14 protein-coding genes and 1 pseudogene are annotated in these 18,423 nt (G+C 35.6%); 8 read left to right on the top strand and 7 right to left on the bottom strand.

Going from position 1 to position 18,423, the window contains the following annotated elements; translation table 11 throughout:
- Together BCR24_RS00935 and BCR24_RS00945 are read left to right on the top strand one after the other, a co-directional pair.
- Entirely contained in the window at positions 1-678 is a 678-nt protein-coding gene (locus BCR24_RS00935; RefSeq protein ID WP_069638680.1) for an ImmA/IrrE family metallo-endopeptidase, read from the top strand.
- A 1,102-nt stretch (positions 679-1,780) separates the two neighbouring features.
- Positions 1,781-2,789 (top strand): annotated as a pseudogene (locus tag BCR24_RS00945) (IS30 family transposase).
- Between the two features lie 55 nt (positions 2,790-2,844).
- Here BCR24_RS00945 and BCR24_RS00950 read toward each other — a convergent pair.
- Positions 2,845-3,618, bottom strand: a complete 774-nt coding sequence (locus BCR24_RS00950; protein WP_069638682.1) for a CPBP family intramembrane glutamic endopeptidase — start codon at positions 3,616-3,618, stop codon at positions 2,845-2,847.
- A gap of 540 nt (positions 3,619-4,158) precedes the next feature.
- Between BCR24_RS00950 and BCR24_RS16790 the strand changes: the two genes are divergently transcribed.
- From BCR24_RS16790 to BCR24_RS00975, 6 genes are all read left to right on the top strand, one after another.
- Complete coding sequence (locus BCR24_RS16790) at positions 4,159-4,335, top strand: hypothetical protein (protein WP_157804616.1); 177 nt, start codon at positions 4,159-4,161, stop codon at positions 4,333-4,335.
- Positions 4,322-4,612 (top strand): hypothetical protein, encoded by a 291-nt coding sequence (locus BCR24_RS00955; RefSeq protein WP_069638683.1) that lies wholly within the window; start codon positions 4,322-4,324, stop codon positions 4,610-4,612. Before BCR24_RS16790 ends, BCR24_RS00955 begins: the two co-directional genes overlap by 14 nt.
- Positions 4,613-4,743: 131 nt before the next feature.
- The gene (locus tag BCR24_RS00960; RefSeq protein ID WP_069638684.1) at positions 4,744-5,103 is read left to right on the top strand and encodes a hypothetical protein; all 360 of its coding nucleotides are present in this window, start codon (positions 4,744-4,746) and stop codon (positions 5,101-5,103) included.
- An 853-nt stretch (positions 5,104-5,956) separates the two neighbouring features.
- Positions 5,957-6,142, top strand: coding sequence for a hypothetical protein (locus tag BCR24_RS00965; protein WP_069638685.1), 186 nt, complete (start codon positions 5,957-5,959; stop codon positions 6,140-6,142).
- Positions 6,143-7,060: 918 nt separating this feature from the next.
- Positions 7,061-8,191, top strand: a complete 1,131-nt coding sequence (locus BCR24_RS00970) for a baeRF6 domain-containing protein (protein ID WP_069638686.1) — start codon at positions 7,061-7,063, stop codon at positions 8,189-8,191.
- Between the two features lie 488 nt (positions 8,192-8,679).
- On the top strand, positions 8,680-8,880 hold the full coding sequence (locus tag BCR24_RS00975) for a cold-shock protein (RefSeq protein WP_010760878.1): 201 nt from the start codon (positions 8,680-8,682) through the stop codon (positions 8,878-8,880).
- A gap of 104 nt (positions 8,881-8,984) precedes the next feature.
- Here the strand turns inward: BCR24_RS00975 and icd are convergent, their stop codons facing one another.
- The 6 genes from icd to citF all read right to left on the bottom strand — a co-directional run bounded on the left by icd (position 8,985) and on the right by citF (position 18,423).
- A complete protein-coding gene (icd, locus tag BCR24_RS00980) occupies positions 8,985-10,259 on the bottom strand; it encodes an NADP-dependent isocitrate dehydrogenase (protein WP_069638687.1) in 1,275 nt (424 codons plus the stop codon).
- On the bottom strand, positions 10,256-11,398 hold the full coding sequence (locus BCR24_RS00985) for a citrate synthase (RefSeq protein ID WP_069638688.1): 1,143 nt from the start codon (positions 11,396-11,398) through the stop codon (positions 10,256-10,258). The genes icd and BCR24_RS00985 overlap by 4 nt, the downstream gene beginning before the upstream one ends.
- Before the next feature lie 269 nt (positions 11,399-11,667).
- A complete protein-coding gene (gene acnA, locus BCR24_RS00990) occupies positions 11,668-14,376 on the bottom strand; it encodes an aconitate hydratase AcnA (protein WP_275579389.1) in 2,709 nt (902 codons plus the stop codon).
- Between the two features lie 595 nt (positions 14,377-14,971).
- Complete coding sequence (locus BCR24_RS00995; RefSeq protein WP_069638689.1) at positions 14,972-16,363, bottom strand: oxaloacetate decarboxylase subunit alpha; 1,392 nt, start codon at positions 16,361-16,363, stop codon at positions 14,972-14,974.
- 1 nt (position 16,364) lies between these two features.
- A complete protein-coding gene (gene citX / locus BCR24_RS01000) occupies positions 16,365-16,901 on the bottom strand; it encodes a citrate lyase holo-[acyl-carrier protein] synthase (protein WP_239574071.1) in 537 nt (178 codons plus the stop codon).
- On the bottom strand, positions 16,894-18,423 hold the full coding sequence (citF, locus tag BCR24_RS01005) for a citrate lyase subunit alpha (RefSeq protein WP_069638691.1): 1,530 nt from the start codon (positions 18,421-18,423) through the stop codon (positions 16,894-16,896). Before citF ends, citX begins: the two co-directional genes overlap by 8 nt.

The following is an 18,423-nucleotide window of genomic DNA, read 5'->3' on the forward strand; positions in this document are numbered from 1 at the left end:
ATGACAGAGCAAATTGATGAATATCTTAGTTTTTCAGATAAAATAAACGATTATATCTCAGCGATAATGGTCGCACATAATATCGGTTATGAAAATTATGACTGTTCATATCTTTGGGATTTCGTAAAATCTAAGGGCGTTTCAATGCGTAGTTTTCCATTCGATGGTGTAGCAAGAGATCGTATTTCCGGTATGATTGTTAAAGACTCCTTAGAGACAACGATTGGTTATAATCAAAACATGAGTGAGAAAAGAAAGAACTTTACTATCAGTCATGAAATCACTCACTATTTATTCCATATGACTGATAATGAGACGATTTTTACTGACACAGCTCGCAGTTTACATTATTCCTATAATGAAGTGCTTCATGAATTTCAAGCCAATATTGGGGCTTCTGCGATTCTTGTGCCGGATGTTGTTTTCTTTCGTTTTTTAAAAGAAGGTTGGAACTTATCTCAACTTTCCAATCGTTTCGGCATATCAGAAAGCGCTCTGTATGTTCGTTTGATCCATACAATGCAGGCAAATTTTGGTGTGTCTTATGTTGCTGCTAAAACAAATGCAGATGCTATTCGGTATAAGTTTAGCGGTAAAGGCCAACATGCTGCTATTGAACTTGGAACTAATTTAGAAGCACGGTTATTTAGGACAAATCGTTTTATTGAGGCATTGTGATCTATTATGAGTTTTATTGAATAAAAAGAGCTTGGGACAAGAGTGTTAAATCCCGAGAAATAAGCTGAAATTCACAAAAATTTGAAGAGCAATTTTCGTGAATTCCTACTTATTTCTCGGGATTGCTTCTGCTCCCACTGTTTATACGGATTGTTTGTTGGATTATTTTGTGTGCTTTTTTTTCAGATGAAAGTAAAGCAGAGGAATCGCCTATCCAAACTATTAGTAGAACTTCCACAGAACAGCAGGAATTAATGAATGCGATTCCAAAGGACTATAAGCTTGAGGAACTATCAGGTTTGCAAAGAGGACTCTATGGCAATTTATATGGTAACGTACAAATGCAGAGCTTCGGTTGGTATAGAGTGATGTATAGAACTTATATCCAAGGCAAAAATGGACAGGTTGGTTACAAAATGTCCAAACAATTGGTAAAGCATTAAGAATGAAAGCAATTGATACTGCGCTGATCACCTTAATATAATTAAAATGATTTTTAATTGTTAGAAACGTTTCAAAACGACAAACTAACACTTTAAGTTGGAACACTCCATAGATTTCGTAATAATTAGGAGCTGTTCCAACTTATTTACCTATCCAAAAATAAAAATATTAACTAGATTCTAATCTCTATTTTATTAAACCTACGTTAATCTCAGGTTGATTCGTTAAAAATATATTATCACCCTATATAAGACAATATAGTTGCTATAAGAATTCCCTTCTTCTATAAAAGATAAATTCCCCCACTATTAAACACACAAAAGCCATCCTATCAATTCATAATATCTAAACGTAAAAACACACTACGACCGTCGTCTGTAGTTGAAATGAAGGTTGTTATTTACTCTTGGTAGTTATTTCCTTGCTCTTTATAACGATGTAAAATGCCGTCAAATTAAGATTTTAACATTACTATTTACTTCAACTAACATCCAATTAACCGCAGAGTGCGGAAAATTCTGTGGTTATTTTTATAATCAATAGGTTAAGTCGCTCATTCTGCTAGAATGTATAATTTAAGTGCAACACTAAAAGTGGAAGGTGAAAAAGCCTGCTATGATGGTGTTGACGAATTATATCTACTAGGAGGTATTCAGTTATGACTTCATACACACACCTTACTATACGCGAGCGGGAAATGATTTTTCTTTATCATGGTTTTGGATTTACTATTCGTAGAATTGGGCGCTTGATCAAAAGAAGTCTGTCAACTGTTATGAGGGAACTTAAAAGGAATACTACAAAGTTTTAGAACATATTCTCCTTCTCTAGCACAAAAATCGTATCATAAGAACAAGCAGAAATGCGGGAGAAAGAGAATTTTGGATCAGTCACCTTACAAAGAAATCATTCGTAAACTACTTTTTGAAGAGCAATGGTCTCCAGAACAGATAGCGAATAGAATTAACTTAGAGAATAATGAATCTATTATCAGCTATCCTACTATTTATCGCTCTATTTACAAGGGTCTATTTGATCAAGTTTTTCCAGAAGGAAGCCCTGGAGCTCGAAAAATACTGCGACGAAAAGGAAGAAAATCAGTGAATAAAAGAATCGGTGATCGTCGTGGAAGATTTACTGATGTGAAAACGATACATGAACGCCCAATAAAAGCCGAAAATCGAGAAGAACTGGGACACTGGGAAGCGGATACTGTATTGGGCCACCGAGGAAAATCCTGTCTTGTAACATTAGTTGATCGAAAATCTCGGTTTTTACTAACTGGGAGAATTTCTAAAAATGATTCAATTTGTGTACGGGATATGATTGTAAAATTATTGTCTCCTCTAAATAAAAAGCAACGCAAAACTATTACGCCAGATAGGGGACCAGAATTTACAAAGTACAAGTATTTCAGTAGATTGTGCGGTATTGATTGTTATTTTGTAGATCCTTGGTCTCCATGGCAACGTGGAACAAATGAAAATACAAATGGATTGATACGTGAATACTTACCAAAGCGTACAGATATGACACCTATCTCAGAAGAATATATTGAGACTGTCGCTAATAAGTTAAATAATCGACCTAGAAAATGCTTAAATTGGAAAATACCTTATGAGATATTTTATAATAAGTCATTATTTTTAACTAAGCGAGATTACTAAATGATTTCTAAATTTTTCCCAACATAAATCAATAGGATTTTTTTACCTTCTATGTTTATGAATTATTAATTTGAATTTCTTTACTTGGCCGCAAGCACCATAGTGTGTACAGAAGAGGAACTAGCCCATATATAATAAGTAAGTTAGACCACGAGCTAACAGAGGACAAATCTGATGTAGGTGTCCAAGGGACCAGATTATTCATAGAATGAAATAGAATAGCATAAAATATTGTACCTGTTCTCATTGATAGCACAGAAAAAACCATGCCTAGGAAGAAAGTATAAATTACTTGTTGATTTACAGCCTCCAGAGAAGGAGCTATTGGCATCAGTAAGTTTAAATAGTGTGTCGTACAAAATAGAAATGAAGTACAAAAGGCAATTATTAGGGGTTTCCACTTTGAATTAGGGAAAGAGTTATTAAATCCTATAGTACCAAACCCCCTATCCCTTATTTCCTCGAATAGGCCTGCACCTAACGCACTAGCAAAAGAGACGATGATAAGGTAGATTGGTTGTCTAAAAATATCAGCAATTCCACCAATAAAATCAATTCCATAAAGAATAAAAGGAATCACGAAAATAAAGATAGTCTTCTTACGCTTTTTGATTACTGGAGAGAAATTTATTTCAATACCAAATAAATTTTTAGCCAATCTAACAATAAAGATAGAAATTACAGTTACGATTAAGAAATAAATAAATTCATAGTAAGGTTTACTTTGTAAATTTGGTAGAGTATACAAGAGACTTAACGTAACTGTTTTATAGAGTAAAAAAGTTCCCCACATTACTACAATAGTTCTAAAAAAATTTTTCCAATTCATAATTAAATCTCCTAATTAAGTAATTTTTTTATTATGTTTTATTTTCCTTCTAGTATTTTATCATAATCAGATTTAAAAAATGTGAGACTTAGGACTGAATTCTTGAGGAAATTCTAGCCTACAAATCAAATGTTGCACTTAATTTGATAATTCTAGTGGACAAACAGAACAATTGTTCGTATAATATTCTTGAGCAAAAGGTATGGTGATGAAAATGAGATATGTAAAAACAGTACATTTAAAGGAGCATCTACGACCAGCACAATACTTTTACTCGTTACAACTTGTGCCATTTCACAAAGTGTCCTCTAAGCGCCTATACATAGAGGGAACGATTTATAATCTATGGTCATTTCCTAAGGATAAAGAAAAAAGACTATTTAGCAGCATTCCCGCTTGAAAAGATCGACCACTTTCTTGTTTTAGAATATACCGATCCCTATCAATATTTGACTTTATCGAGTAAAAAAAACTATAAACTGACTGATTTCAAAATGGAAACAAGGCGTGTGGAATATATATTTGATCAGTGGAATTACGATGAACGGAAGTGACATGATGAATTTAATTGATGAATATGAGGCTAGACTACCAACTTACAAGGAGTTCCAAAATTATATATGGGGTTGTGGCCAACGTTTAATTAACAATGTTGGATTAGATAAATTTGTTTTTTATTTAAACGCTGAGGAGGACAAATATTATGCAGAAAAATAGTTATGTAGGTGTAATTGACAAGATTAGAGTTATAAAGTCATTCCCTAGTATGCTAGTGCGTTTCACACTACACACTCCTTCTGCTGACATAAATTGCTTAGTCAGCAAAAAAGAACTAGCTAACCTTATTCTTTTTCTTGAGGACGGAAAGTTTGAACTTGCTACCTTTGGTCATTACAACGATCGCAAGCAATTTGTGATCAAGAAATTTACTGTTAAAAATCCTGACAGCTTTGTTCGTGAGTTTGTTTTAAAACCTATGACAAGCATAGCTTGATCCCTACTTTCTTTAGTGATATTCGTCCTTACTTTCATCCTTATCCATTCCTTTCCATTAAGTTACTTTTTGTATCTTCTGTCATATATTTACGATATAATTTTGTTATAAATTATAAAGGTTGTTAAATTATGTTAAAAAAGAAATTTGTTGGTATTCTTGTTGTTCTTAGTACTTTAGTTGTTTTACTTGCTGGCACAACGGTTGCATTGGCGACTGGCGCTATTGACATCAAGGATTTAATCGGTTCAAGCTCGCGACAAGTAGATGACAAAGCTAGTTTGGAAGTCATCTCTTCAGCCAACCTAAAAGACCGTATATTCGACCCTAAATCAGCTATTACCAATGTGGCTGATCCTAATGGAAATTCTGTAGAACCTGCTGTTGTTGATATGACATTTCAGATAAAGTCTTCTTATATGCGGATGATTCAGAGTGGATTGATGTGCCATAATAAGAAATACTTGATACTGATGGAAATATTAGCGTAACAAATTTTTACAATAACGAAATGCACAGACTTGTTAAAATTACTTACAGATATAGTTATAAACTGCCAGTTTCGAGATTTGGAACTAGTGAAAATGTAATTGAAAAAACGTCAACTTTTTATTCAGCATGGATTTAATTCCCTTAAGAGCCTTTAATCGGGCTCTTTTTTATTTTCAACCACCTGCAGTTTTTCGGCTGTTTGGATGAGGTCAAGGTAAAGAGCACCTGTGCATTTATAGTCTCTCGTTGATAAAGGTCCTTCTTGGTTGTAATTCACAACTGCATCTCAATCCTCATCTACACTTTCAATAATTTAAAACGACCACTTTATGCTATAATTAATGCATAAAGGAGTTGTTATATTTTGTTAAATAGATCTTTATACATTTCCATATTTCTTGTTAACCTTCTATTTTGCGCAGTCTCTTTATATTCAGGAATCTCTATCTTTAATTTGACGCCAGTAATAGGAGCGTTGACTTGGCTTTCAATTTTCTATACTTTGTTAAAGTATAATCAGTTTTTCTTTCTTGCTATTTTATTTATATTTTTAATAATATTTTCGGTTCCCTTATTTTTGTTATTCTTCATGATGTACATTTTCAACGGTATCCCAGACTCTTCTCGTCTAATTGAAACCACTCTTATATCAGTTACAGGTATGAGTTATTGCGTTTTAAATCCATTACTGTCCCTAATTATCATTAGTCGCAGTCATGTAAATAAGCTTTTAAAGGAAGCCGAGTAACTGTATTCACTCCACCTCATTTAGTAATTCTAACTGGTGATTTAGCCGATTATGAAGTTGTGTATTTTTTTTTATTTGATATACTTTTTTACGGAGGTGAAAGTATGATTAAACGTAAACCCGCTTTTGTTATTGGTATTCTATTTACTATTAATTCAATTTACCGATTTCTAAATGGCTCATTAACTAGTCCAACAGACCCATTTGCATACAATATTGGTACAGTTCTTAGCGCAATCCTATTCCCAATGTTATTCTTCATCATTGCATTTTTACCAAAAAAGAAATAATAATTTCTGGCTATCTTCAGATAGCTTTATACATATTTTCAGTCTTGATTAGCCACGCTCTATACTTAATCCATATAGTCCGGTTAATGCTCGATATGCTTTCGACAGAATCATCACTACAATAAATGATTAAAATAAAAAGACTGTAATAAGAAATATCACTACCCATGATTTGAGATACACTCATGCTACTTTTTTACTTGCTGAAGGAGCATATCCAAAATATGTATCGGAACGATTATGCAACAAGAAAATTACCACAAAATTAGATGCGTATACTCTCCTATTGAAAAACAAAGAAACTGAAACAGGTGATATGTTCGGTGAAATCCTTGATAGGCTTTAATTTTTTTATCCTTTACTTTGGAAAATTTGTTGGAAAGTAATTTTTGGTAAATAAATAAACAAGTATAAAATAACTACTAAACATAAACAAAAGTCGTTAAAATTAGCTTTTAATAACACAAAAAAACCACCACGACCGTCGTCTGTGGTGGAAATGAAGGTTGTTATTTACTCTTGGTAGGAGTAAGTATGAAAAACCAATTCGGGATAATTGGCATGAGGACATATTAGCATCTCTATTTAAAATGAAAATGAACGCCCATTTTGTATTTCATAAAAAAATCATGAGGAATTACTCATAGAGTAACTTTTTGCGTTTTCATTTAGTTCTTATTCTTTCAAATCTTATTAGTTCCAACATTTTTATGCCTGTGCTACACTTTTATTAGTAGCAATGAAATGTATTCAATCATTATCTTGCTCCTTGAAATTCAGTTTTTAAATTATAGATAGCTGTCCAAATCAATCCTTTAGAACGTAAATAAGCTTTCAATGAAACAACCAACGTTTTCATGCTAACTTTCTAAAGGATCCACCGATTTGTTCCGCTTTAAAATTTAGGAGGAATGTATTATGCTAGATCAAGAAAAAGACAATTTATCTGTTCTATTCTCTGACGAAGTTCAAGGTCCCTTTGTAACATTTATTCTAAATACTCATGTCGCGCATCAAGATGTCGAAAAAGATTCTCTAGCCCTTAAAAATTTTGCCAAAGCAGCGAAAGTTCGTTTTGAAAAAAAATATACAGAGCTAACTTGGGCACCTTTTCAAGAGAAAATCGATGCCTTGCTGGCAGACTCTTCATTTTGGCGAAATGCTACTAAAAGTGTATCCATCATTATTAGCGAGAAGGACATTTTTATTCACCGATTAAGTGTCCCTGTAGACGATCAATACTATGTTGATGATCGACCTTATCTCCTAGGTATCATTAAAAATAATCAATTTAATTATCGTTATTACTTAATGGCTTTGAACCGAGATTCTATGCAACTTTATCTCGTTGAGAAGGATCGTGTGACTGCTGTAGCTTTACCAGAAGATGCACCAACCGATTTAGTCAGCACATTAGGTGACGAGCTAACGGGCGGTAGTATGAATTATTCTATTCAAGGTGGAGCTGGCTACAATGGTTCCTCTAAAGAAGGCGTCGCTTATCACGGTGTTAATACGAAAGATGAAGAAGTCAAAATCGACTGGACAAATTATTACCAAGCAATCGATAACTATTTGAAAGATACATTTGTAAACTCTGATAATCTGCCAATCCGGTTATATGCGCTGTCAGAAAATCAAACCTTGTTCAAAAAAATTGCTAAAAATCCTTATTTAGTGACCGATGCTTCTATCACACTATCTCCTGCACAGGTTTCTTTTCAAGAGATAGAAAAAGGAGCATTGAAGATCAATCAAGAATTAGAAGCGCTCGAAACAGCTAGTTACAATCACTTATTAGACAAAAAATTTGTCGATCAACTTGTTGATATCGTACCTGCATCAGATGAAGGTAAAATCTCACACTTCTTTATTTCAACGGCTAATCTTGTTAATGAAACAACAGAGATGTCCACAGAAGAGTTTGATCGTCGCAAAGTCTTGAACAAAATTACCGATAATGTTCTTAAAACTGGCGGGAACGTTTTTGTATTAGATCAAAAAGCGGCTCCTGATGAAAAATCGTTATTAGCCGTGCTACGTTATTAAACGAATAACATCTAGCTAGAGTAGAATAATGGACAAGAGCCACTCGACAAATTTGTCGAGTGGCTCTTTAATTAAGTTGATTAAATATTTTGTTAGCTATAAAACCATGTAAAACTATCTATTAGTAAGGATAACCTTATTCTCATCTAAACAATCTGAACCCTTCCTACTTTCAAATCTATGCAGCTCCACGGCTGCGCCTTCGGAATAGATTTCTACAATATAAATCTATCATTACTTTCATATTTAACGCTCAATACTCCTATACTATAACAGAAATAAGTTTTTTTTGACAATTAATCTCTATTTCTTAACAAATTTTTAGTTTAAAGAGATATATTACTAGTCAAGTAGCGTTAAATATGGTATATTAAGAGTGTAGTTTTTGTTCGGTAATATATGTGTAGCTGTTTCAAATAAACATCTTCCACATTTTCACCTTTCAAGTAATTGCAAAATATGTGTTTATCACAAGGAGGATTTTTATTATGGAAACAGGTACAGTAAAATGGTTTAACTCAGACAAAGGTTTTGGATTTATCACTGCAGAAAATGGTAACGATGTATTCGTACATTTCTCAGCTATCCAAGGCGACGGATTCAAAACTTTAGAAGAAGGTCAAGCAGTGACTTTCGACGTTGAAGAAGGCCAACGTGGTCCTCAAGCTACTAACGTTAACAAAGCATAATCAACTTAACATTAGTAAATTCAAAACCTGACGAAGGTTCGTCAGGTTTTTTTATTGTCAAAAAAACAAGTTCAAACATGGCTTATTTTGAACTTGTTTTTCATTTACTTCATGATCAATCGCACTAACTCTGTGCCAAATCCTGAGCAACTCAATAACGTTGCTCCTATCATTTGATCTGCAAAATCCTTTGTTACCGTCTTGTTTATCAAGGCTTCTTCTATGCTATTTGTAATCAACTGACTCACTTCATTCCAGCCTAAATAGTCAAACATCAATACACCTGATAATAATAAGGAGGATGGATTCAACTGATTTAATCCTGCAAATTCTGGTGCCGTTCCATGAGTTGCTTCAAAGATGCCATGACCTGTTTCCAAATTTAAATTTGCTCCAGGTGCGATACCAATCCCACCAACTTGAGCCGCTAATGCATCAGAAATATAATCTCCATTTAAATTCAAGGTCGCGATGACATCATATTTTTCGGGATGAAGTAAAATTTCTTGTAAGAAGATATCAGCGATTCGGTCTTTAATAATTAGTTTCCCTGCTTTTTCTGCCTCGCTTAATTGTTGATCAGCCGCAGTTTTTCCAAATTTATTTTTGATTTCTCCATATTTTTCCCATGTAAAAATCTTGTCTCCAAATTCTCTCTCAGCTAGAGCATATCCCCATTTTTTAAAGCCACCTTCTGTAAACTTCATGATATTCCCTTTATGAACGAGTGTGACTGATTTACGTTTGTGTGTTAAAGCATGCTCGATCGCTCCACGAACTAAGCGCTCGGTTCCTTCTTTAGAAACTGGCTTGATGCCGATTGCAGAAGTTTCAGGAAAACGAATTTTATTTACACCGAATTCTTGCTTTAAATAATGGATCAGCTTGATTGCTTGCGGGCTTTCCGATGAAAATTCAATTCCTGCATAAATATCTTCTGTGTTTTCTCTAAAAATCATCATGTCCGTTGCTTCTGGGTGTTTTAATGGCGACGGGACCCCTTCAAAATAGCGCACTGGTCGATAACAAATGTATAGATCCAGCTCTTGTCTTAACGTAACGTTCAATGAACGAAATCCTTCGCCAATCGGAGTTGTAAGCGGTCCTTTGATGGCAATCAGATGGGTCTTGATCGTATCCAACGTTTCGTTGGGAAGCCAACTCCCCGTTTCATTAAATGCTTTTTCTCCGGCTAAAACTTCTTGCCAAACCACTTTACGTTTCCCTTGATATGCTTTTTGCACAGCAGCATCAAATACCTCTTTAGCAGCTTGCCAAATTTCTGGTCCAATCCCATCACCTTCAATAAAAGGAATGATTGGAAAATTTGAAACGACTAATTTTCCATTTTCAAAAACAATTTTTTCTCCATTTGTCATGCTTCCATTCCTCCTGAATGTATGGTCTGTATGTCACTATATTTTAACTGCTTTGGTCCAATATAATGGGAACGAGGTCTGATCAAACAATCCTCTTTTTTCTGCTCATTGATATGACCTAGCCAACCAGAAACCCTACTCATCGCAAAAATCAATGTAAATAAATCACTATCAATATCCAAACAATGATAAACTGTAGCAGAATAAAAATCGACATTTGGAATCAAGCCTTTTGTTTCTTTCAAATAGCGTTCCACTTGGCAAGATAAAAAATACCACTGCTCTTTTTTGGTGATAGTCGTTAGCTCTTTGGCCAGTTTTTTCAGATGTTTTTTCCTCGGATCTTCTGTTTTATAAACGCGATGTCCAAATCCCATGACCTTTTCCTTACGATCAAGCTTTTGGTTTAAATAATCCGCTACATTTAGATTATCTGAATTGATTTCTTCTAACATATCAAAGACTTTTTCATTCGCTCCACCATGAAGTGGCCCTTTTAAAGAACCTATTGCACCTGTAATACAAGAGTAAACATCTGATAATGTAGACGCACAAACTCTAGCAGTAAATGTACTTGCATTTAAATCATGATCTGCATGCAATACCAGTGCTTGATTCATCGCGTCTACTTGTACCTGATCCGCTTCATTTCCTGTCAGCATATAAAGAAAATTTTCTGCAATCGATAAGTCACTTCGAGGGGCAATCGGATCTAGGCCTTTTCTTAGTCGTGCATAGGCCGCAACGATTGTCGGCATTTTTGCTTGCAATGCGATGCTTTGATGATAGATCGATCGTTCATCTGTTGATTCAGCATTTGGATCAAATACACCTAAAAGAGAAATCGTAGAACGCAAAACACTCATTGGATGAAGATTTTGACGCGTTTGGATTTTCAAACAAGTGATGATCGTATCAGAAATTTGCATTTCTAGCGCTAGATCTTGTTTAAATTTCTTTAGTTCTAGCGAATTTGGAATTCTCAAATACCATAAAAGATAGATCACTTCTTCAAATTGAACATTTTCAGCAACTAAATCATCAATATTGAATCCCGCAAACAATAGTTGATTTTCTACAATTGAACTGATTTTTGTTTCAGAAACAACAACACCATCTAAACCTTTATGAATCTCCATCCAAATTCCTCCTCGTATATAGGGAACAACGTTCCGTTATGCTGCACCTTGTACTTTTCAACATCAGTTCATTTTATTCACTGTGTTTCAAAACAAAAGCGTAGTGGGTTCGTTTAGCTTTGACAGAAAAATAGGAAAAATAATTGTGACGCTTTTTGTCACTCTCACTTTTTATCTTTTTTCTGAAAAGCTGACCCGCACAGCTTGAGAGACGTAAAATAACAACCTTCGTATCGTATTGTCGCATCTCCTATTTTTCTTAGACTAAACTAGCTTTGAAGCTTTTTACGAATCACCATTGGCAAGATGCCGCCATGCTGATAATAAGTGATATCAACAGCTGAATCAAAACGCAGAATAGTTTCAAATATGATTTTCTCTCCATCTGGTTTAGTCGCAGTGACCGTTACATCATCTAAAATTCCTTTTGTTTCATCGATAGCGATGTCAAATAGTTCAGTTCCTGTTAAACCCAAACTATCCGCATCTTCTCCATGTTTAAATTGCAATGGTAAAACACCCATCATGACTAAATTAGAACGATGGATACGTTCATAACTTTTTGCGATGACTGCCTCAACACCTAAAAGCTGAACTCCTTTAGCAGCCCAATCTCTAGATGATCCCATTCCATAATCATCGCCGGCTAAAATAACTAGCTTCGTTCCCTGTTTTTGATACTTCATCGCAGCATCATAAATGGCCATTTTTTCTTGTGTTGGTCCAAAAATGGTATAGCCACCTTCAATTTCCGGCACTAATTGATTCCGAATTCGAATATTCGCTAACGTCCCTCTCATCATTACTTCATGGTGTCCACGTCTAGCACCATAAGAGTTAAATTCACGGACTTCAACACCTCGATCAATTAAATACTGACCTGCCGGACTATTTTTTTGAATACTTCCAGCAGGTGAGATATGGTCTGTTGTCACCGAATCACCAAATTTCGCTAGTACAGCTAATTTTTCTAATGGTTTTCTAGACTCTCTTTCTTTGGTCATTCCTGTGAAGTATGGTGGATTAGCAATATAAGTAGAGCTTTCTTCCCAACCATACAACGCTTCAGCATTCGTTTCAATATGGTTCCATTCCTCATTGTCACTAAAAACTCTTGCATATTCCTGTTTATATAGCTCTGGTGTCACACATGTATCGATCAATTCCTTAATTTCATCTCTAGAAGGCCATAGATCATTAAAATAAACAGGTATTCCGTTTTCTCCAAGACCGATAGGCTCCTTCATTACATCGATGTCGACAGTTCCTGCTAATGCATATAAAACCACTAATGGCGGAGAAGCCAGATAATTGGCTTTAACAAGCGGATGAATCCGACCTTCAAAATTTCGATTGCCACTTAAAACACCCGCTGTTAGAAGGTCATTATCTTTAATCACTGCTTCAACTTCTGATTTTAGTGCGCCAGAATTACCGATGCAGGTCGTACACCCATACCCAACTAAGTGAAACCCTAGCTGCTCTAGGTATGGTAATAAACCAGCCTTCTCAAGATAGGCTGTCACAACCTTTGAACCGGGCGCTAAAGAAGTTTTTACATAATTAGGTACTTGTAAGCCAAGCTCTGCAGCTTTTTTGGCTACCAAGCCTGCGCTTAACATCACGTATGGATTAGACGTATTTGTACAGGAAGTGATTGCTGCAATTGCTACTGCTCCTGGTTTTAATTGATGGTGAACACCGTCTAGCTCTAACGCAACACTTTGCGCCCGCTGTGCCTTAGATAATCCATATCCTTGCAGTCCCGCTGGAGCTTTTACAACTTCTTCAAAGGCGGTTTTCATTTCTGTTAAAGGCACTAGATCCTGTGGTCTTTTTGGTCCAGCCAGATTGGCTTGTATTTTACTTAAGTCGATTTCAATAACTTTTGTATAAGCTGGTTCTATATCATTGATAGGATCATAGAACAATTGGTTCTCTTTTAAATAGCGTTCGGTAACGGCTACTGCTTCTTTTTCTCTTCCTGTTAATCGCAAATAACGAATCGTTTCATCATCTACAGGGAAAAAGCCACACGTTGCACCATATTCTGGAGCCATATTTGCCACAGTTGCCCGATCAGCTAAACTTAAACTTACCAAACCTGAGCCAAAGAATTCTACAAATTTCCCAACAACTTTTTGTTCTCTCAACACTTGTGTCACCTTTAATGCCAAATCTGTTGCCGTTGCCCCAAAAGATAATTCATTGACAAAACGGACACCCACGACCTCTGGGATAGGAAAATAAGACGGTTCCCCAAGCATACTCGCTTCTGCTTCGATTCCACCAACACCCCAGCCTAAAACGCCTAATGCATTGACCATAGTAGTATGAGAATCTGTTCCTACTAATGTGTCAGGATACAGTAAAATCGTACCATCTTCTTGATTTTTTTGTGTCACAACGGTTGCTAGATATTCAATATTGACTTGGTGTACAATTCCAGTTGCTGGTGGAACAACACGATAATTATCAAATGCTTTTTGCGCCCAACTAAGAAACTTGTATCGTTCCTGATTACGTTGAAACTCCATTTTCATATTCAGTTGCAGTGCTTGTTTGATACCTGCTACATCTACCTGTACCGAATGATCCACAACAAGATCCACAGGAACTTCAGGATTTATTTTAGATGGGTCACCGCCAAAATCAGCAATTGTTTTTCGCAAAGAGGCTAAATCAACAACAGCAGGAACACCTGTAAAATCTTGAAGAATCACTCGCGCTGGTTTAAAGGGGACTTCACCTTTAGACTCATGTTTTGAAGACCATTTAGCTAAATTATCAATATGTTCTTGCGTAATCCCCGTACCATTTTTCTGCCGTATGATTGATTCCAATAAGACGCGGATACTAAATGGCAACTTTGAAACAAATGAAGACTGCTCTGTTTCTAGCGAAGCTAATGAATAATATCGGTACTTTTGATGATTCATTTCAAAAAATTTTTCTGATGATTGCTTAGTTGTAATCAAAAACATCCCTCCTAAATATAAATGCTGAACTAGCCTGTGAAGCTAGCTAATATAAAAGCTATACTGATTCTTCCAGCTCCATTTGAAAAATATATGTGTGATGTTTTTTGACGTGAATATATTTTTCCTTGTAATGTTAAGCATTTCAAATTCATATCAATTGTATACACTTCCAAAAAGAAAAAAATTGATCTCTAGCTTAAATATAAACTTGATTTTAGTCATTATAATCGTATTGTAAATAATTGTAAACCTTTTAAAAAATGAGAAAAGTTATATTAACTAACATAATAGCGTAATATTTGTGTAATGAATGAAATCATTGAATTTAAAGCTTTCAATCGATATTACCTAAGGTTTCTACAAACAAAATTAGCTAAAACACACAATTAACACACTTTTTTCTAATTTTATACACATTTATTTTCAAGCTATTTTATAATTGAACAACTGACATTTTCTAAGTCATATTTCAGCTATTTCAAGTAATTTTTACCGCTTTCATGTCAGCCAAAATTTTTTTATTTTTATGATGAATTTTTTCCAAAGTAAAATAAAAACGTTACAAAATCAATTGATTTTGTAACGCTTTTACTTAAAGGTCGAACGTAACTTTCACTTCTTGTGTTGGTACATCATAGAAGCGATCTTCTCTTCTGCCTAAGAAATCTTTTCCTTGTTGTGGGAACAATGCATACATCAAAACATCTTCAGTTGATCTTGCATATTGCTTGATTTCTTTTTCGTATTTGGCAAGCTCTGGTGTTAATAGATCAGCCGGTCGAATCGTAATGACTTCTTCCTCTCCAATAATTAATTTCGTCATCTCTTCTGAAATCGCAACTGGCGGTTTTCCATATAGTCCTTTGACGTAATCCTTGATTTCTTTTGGCACCATTTTGTAGCGTTCTCCGCTGATCACATTCATTACAGCTTGTGTGCCGACCATTTGTGATAAAGGGGTGACAAGTGGAGGATAGCCTAGATCAGCACGAACTTTCGGTACTTCTTTTAAAACTTCTTCATATTTATCGGCTAATCCTTGCTCTGTTAATTGACTCAATAAATTCGATAGCATTCCACCAGGTACTTTATAGATCAAGGTCTTTGGTTCGGTATCTTTAACTTTAGGATTCAAGACTCCTGCTTCTCTAAATTTATCCCGAATCGGGTTAAAATAGTCAGCCGCTTCTGCTACTTTTTTCATATTTAGATGAGTATTATAGCCTAAATTTTCTAATGCTAACGCCATTGATTCTGTTGCTGGTTGACTCGTTCCACCTGAGAACGATGAAATCGACGTATCGATAATGTCAGCCCCAGCCTCAACAGCTTTTAAATAAGTCATTTCAGAAATACCACTGGTTGCATGCGTGTGAACTTCTAAAGGCACTTGAATCTTGTTCTTGATTTCAGAAACTAAACGGTAGGCGTCATTAGGTGTTAAGATCCCTGCCATATCTTTGATGCAAATCGAGTCAGCCCCCATCTTCTCTAGTTCCGTTGTTAAACCGACAAAATAGTCAATTGTGTGAAATTCACTTGTTGTATAAGAAATCGCCGGTTGGCAATGACCACCAAATTTTTTCGTTGCTTCAATCGCTGTTTGTAAGTTTCTTGTATCATTTAAGGCATCAAAAATACGAATAATGTCAATGCCGTTTTCAATTGATTTTTGAACGAAGGCTTCAACAACATCATCGGCATAGTTTTTATAGCCAAGTAAATTTTGTCCACGTAAAAGCATTTGTAGTTTTGTCTTGTTGACGACTTTTCGAATCGCTCTTAAACGTTCCCAAGGATCCTCATTCAAAAAACGAATACAAGCATCAAAAGTAGCTCCACCCCACATTTCTAACGCGTGATAGCCTGCCTCATCCAATGTTTGAATAATCGGCAACATATCACTTGTCGGCATTCGTGTAGCAATTTGACTTTGTTGACCGTCACGCAAGACCGTTTCTGTAAAAAGGATTTTTTTTGTCATTTCATCCTTCCTTTCTCATTAGTTGACTGATTGCTTGTTGCATTTCTGTTAGGCTATGCTGTCTTTGTCTTCCACAAACTTTCGCTTCTGCTTCACAAATGAAACAAGTCCTTGGTTTGTGATTTAGTTCGGTACGACTGACAGAACGTAAGATTTTGTCCTTTAGATAAACGACATCTAAATCCATTAAGCGACCATAGACATGCCTTTCTTCAATCTCAATTAGTTTTTTCTTCAACTCTTCAGATGTTTCATCAAGGACTAAATAATATTCTGAACCTGTTTTCAGCTCTCTGTGATTGCGAGCGACTATTTTTTTAGGAGGAAAAAGAGCATTGATCTCTTTAATGACAGTTAAGAAGATATGTCTTAGCCGCTCGTTCGTCTTTATAGGTCCAGGAATATTCATGGTAGCACTTAATAAAACACATGCAGGATGCTTTTGTAAAAGTTCTCGCTGAATAGTTACTCGCTTATCTCGAGCGTTCAACATGTCTATCAGTGTAATCGTTTCTCCCTTTAAGTAGGTTTCAGACATTTCTGACCACATCGATAATTGACCCATCACGATATTCGATCAAGGCAACGACTTTATCGCCATATTTGATGGCATCTGGTTTATCTACAATACTATAGGCTTTTTCTTGAAGTTCTTTCATTGTTAATTGTGGAACATCTAGTGCTTTAAAGTGTTCTACTAAGTCTTGTCTTTCTGGATTGATGGCAATCCCAACTTCTGTCACCACCACATCAATACTACTACCTGGCGTTACAACTGTATTTACTTCTTCAACGATTGTCGGAATTCTTCCTCTGATCAATGGTGCAATCACTAAACTCATTTTGCAAGCCGCACTTGTATCTGAATGTCCGCCAGATGCGCCACGAATTACACCATCTGATCCAGTAATCACGTTCACATTAAAATTCGTATCGATTTCTAACGCTGAAAGAATTGCAGTATCTAATTGATTGATGACAGAGCCCTTACTTAATGGTGAAGCATACATATTTGCATCGATTTCGTAGTGATTCTCATTCTTACCTAAAGAAACAGCAGAAGGATGATCAAAATCTTGGACATCAATGATTTTTTCAACGAGTCCTTCTTCTAATAATTCAACCATCGCGTTCGTGATACCACCTAAAGCAAAACTAGCAGTAATCCCATCTTTGATCATGGCTTCTTTCAAAAATCTAGATACAGCTAATGCTGCACCGCCAGTTCCCGTTTGGAAAGAGAAGCCATTTTTATAGTAAGGCGAATGTGTGATAACTTTCGCTGCGTATTCCGCAATCAAGAGTTCTTTTGGATTCTTTGTAAAACGAGTAGCTCCTTTAGCAATCCCATCAGGATCACCGATCGCATCAACTTCTACAACAAAATCCACATCGGTTTGTGGGATACTGATTGGTGTGTTGGGATAGGGCATCAAGCTATCTGTAATGACTACTACTTGATCTGCATACTTCGCATCGATCATTGCATAGCCTAATGAACCACATGTTGCTTTGCCTTTGATTCCATTTACATTGCCATAGGCATCTGAACTTGGTGCGCCAAGAAAAGCCACATCAATATGGATATCACCCGTAGCAATCGCTCTCGCACGACCACCATGAGATCTGATCACAACAGGGTTTTCCATGATACCTTCAGAAATCGCAGCACCAACTTTATCACGTAACCCACTAGAGGTAATATTTGTTACCACTCCATTTTTGATATGGTCGATCAATGGTTCATGAACATTGGCAATCGAACTTGGCGCAATTGATAGATTTTTGATGCCCATCGCTGCGATTTCCTTTAATACCATGTTCATCACAAAATCGCCTTCTCTGAAATGATGATGGAAAGAAATCGTCATCCCATCTTTTAATCCTGTTTTTTCAATCGCTTCTTTTAAACTTCCTAATAGCTTTGTATCCCTTGGTCTGACAGGAATGATTGTGCGGCTAGATTCTTTGTACTCCTGAATATTCGCTAGTTCACCTTTAAATAAACCGTATTGCTCAGCATAATTATCTGGAATTTCTTTGCCTACATTATTTTTCAT

It is taken from the genome of Enterococcus ureilyticus (assembly GCF_001730315.1).
In the GTDB taxonomy this organism is placed as follows: domain Bacteria; phylum Bacillota; class Bacilli; order Lactobacillales; family Enterococcaceae; genus Enterococcus_L; species Enterococcus_L ureilyticus.

Bases quoted from the DNA above. Each gene is read 5' to 3' on its own strand.
- BCR24_RS00935 (WP_069638680.1), top strand. From the start codon at position 1: ATGACAGAGCAAATTGATGAATATCTTAGTTTTTCAGATAAAATAAAC.
- BCR24_RS00950 (WP_069638682.1), bottom strand. From the start codon at position 3,618: ATGAATTGGAAAAATTTTTTTAGAACTATTGTAGTAATGTGGGGAACT.
- BCR24_RS16790 (WP_157804616.1), top strand. From the start codon at position 4,159: ATGAACGGAAGTGACATGATGAATTTAATTGATGAATATGAGGCTAGA.
- BCR24_RS00955 (WP_069638683.1), top strand. From the start codon at position 4,322: ATGCAGAAAAATAGTTATGTAGGTGTAATTGACAAGATTAGAGTTATA.
- BCR24_RS00960 (WP_069638684.1), top strand. From the start codon at position 4,744: ATGTTAAAAAAGAAATTTGTTGGTATTCTTGTTGTTCTTAGTACTTTA.
- BCR24_RS00965 (WP_069638685.1), top strand. From the start codon at position 5,957: ATGATTAAACGTAAACCCGCTTTTGTTATTGGTATTCTATTTACTATT.
- BCR24_RS00970 (WP_069638686.1), top strand. From the start codon at position 7,061: ATGCTAGATCAAGAAAAAGACAATTTATCTGTTCTATTCTCTGACGAA.
- BCR24_RS00975 (WP_010760878.1), top strand. From the start codon at position 8,680: ATGGAAACAGGTACAGTAAAATGGTTTAACTCAGACAAAGGTTTTGGA.
- icd (WP_069638687.1), bottom strand. From the start codon at position 10,259: ATGACAAATGGAGAAAAAATTGTTTTTGAAAATGGAAAATTAGTCGTT.
- BCR24_RS00985 (WP_069638688.1), bottom strand. From the start codon at position 11,398: ATGGAGATTCATAAAGGTTTAGATGGTGTTGTTGTTTCTGAAACAAAA.
- BCR24_RS00995 (WP_069638689.1), bottom strand. From the start codon at position 16,363: ATGACAAAAAAAATCCTTTTTACAGAAACGGTCTTGCGTGACGGTCAA.
- citX (WP_239574071.1), bottom strand. From the start codon at position 16,901: ATGTCTGAAACCTACTTAAAGGGAGAAACGATTACACTGATAGACATG.
- citF (WP_069638691.1), bottom strand. From the start codon at position 18,423: ATGAAAAATAATGTAGGCAAAGAAATTCCAGATAATTATGCTGAGCAA.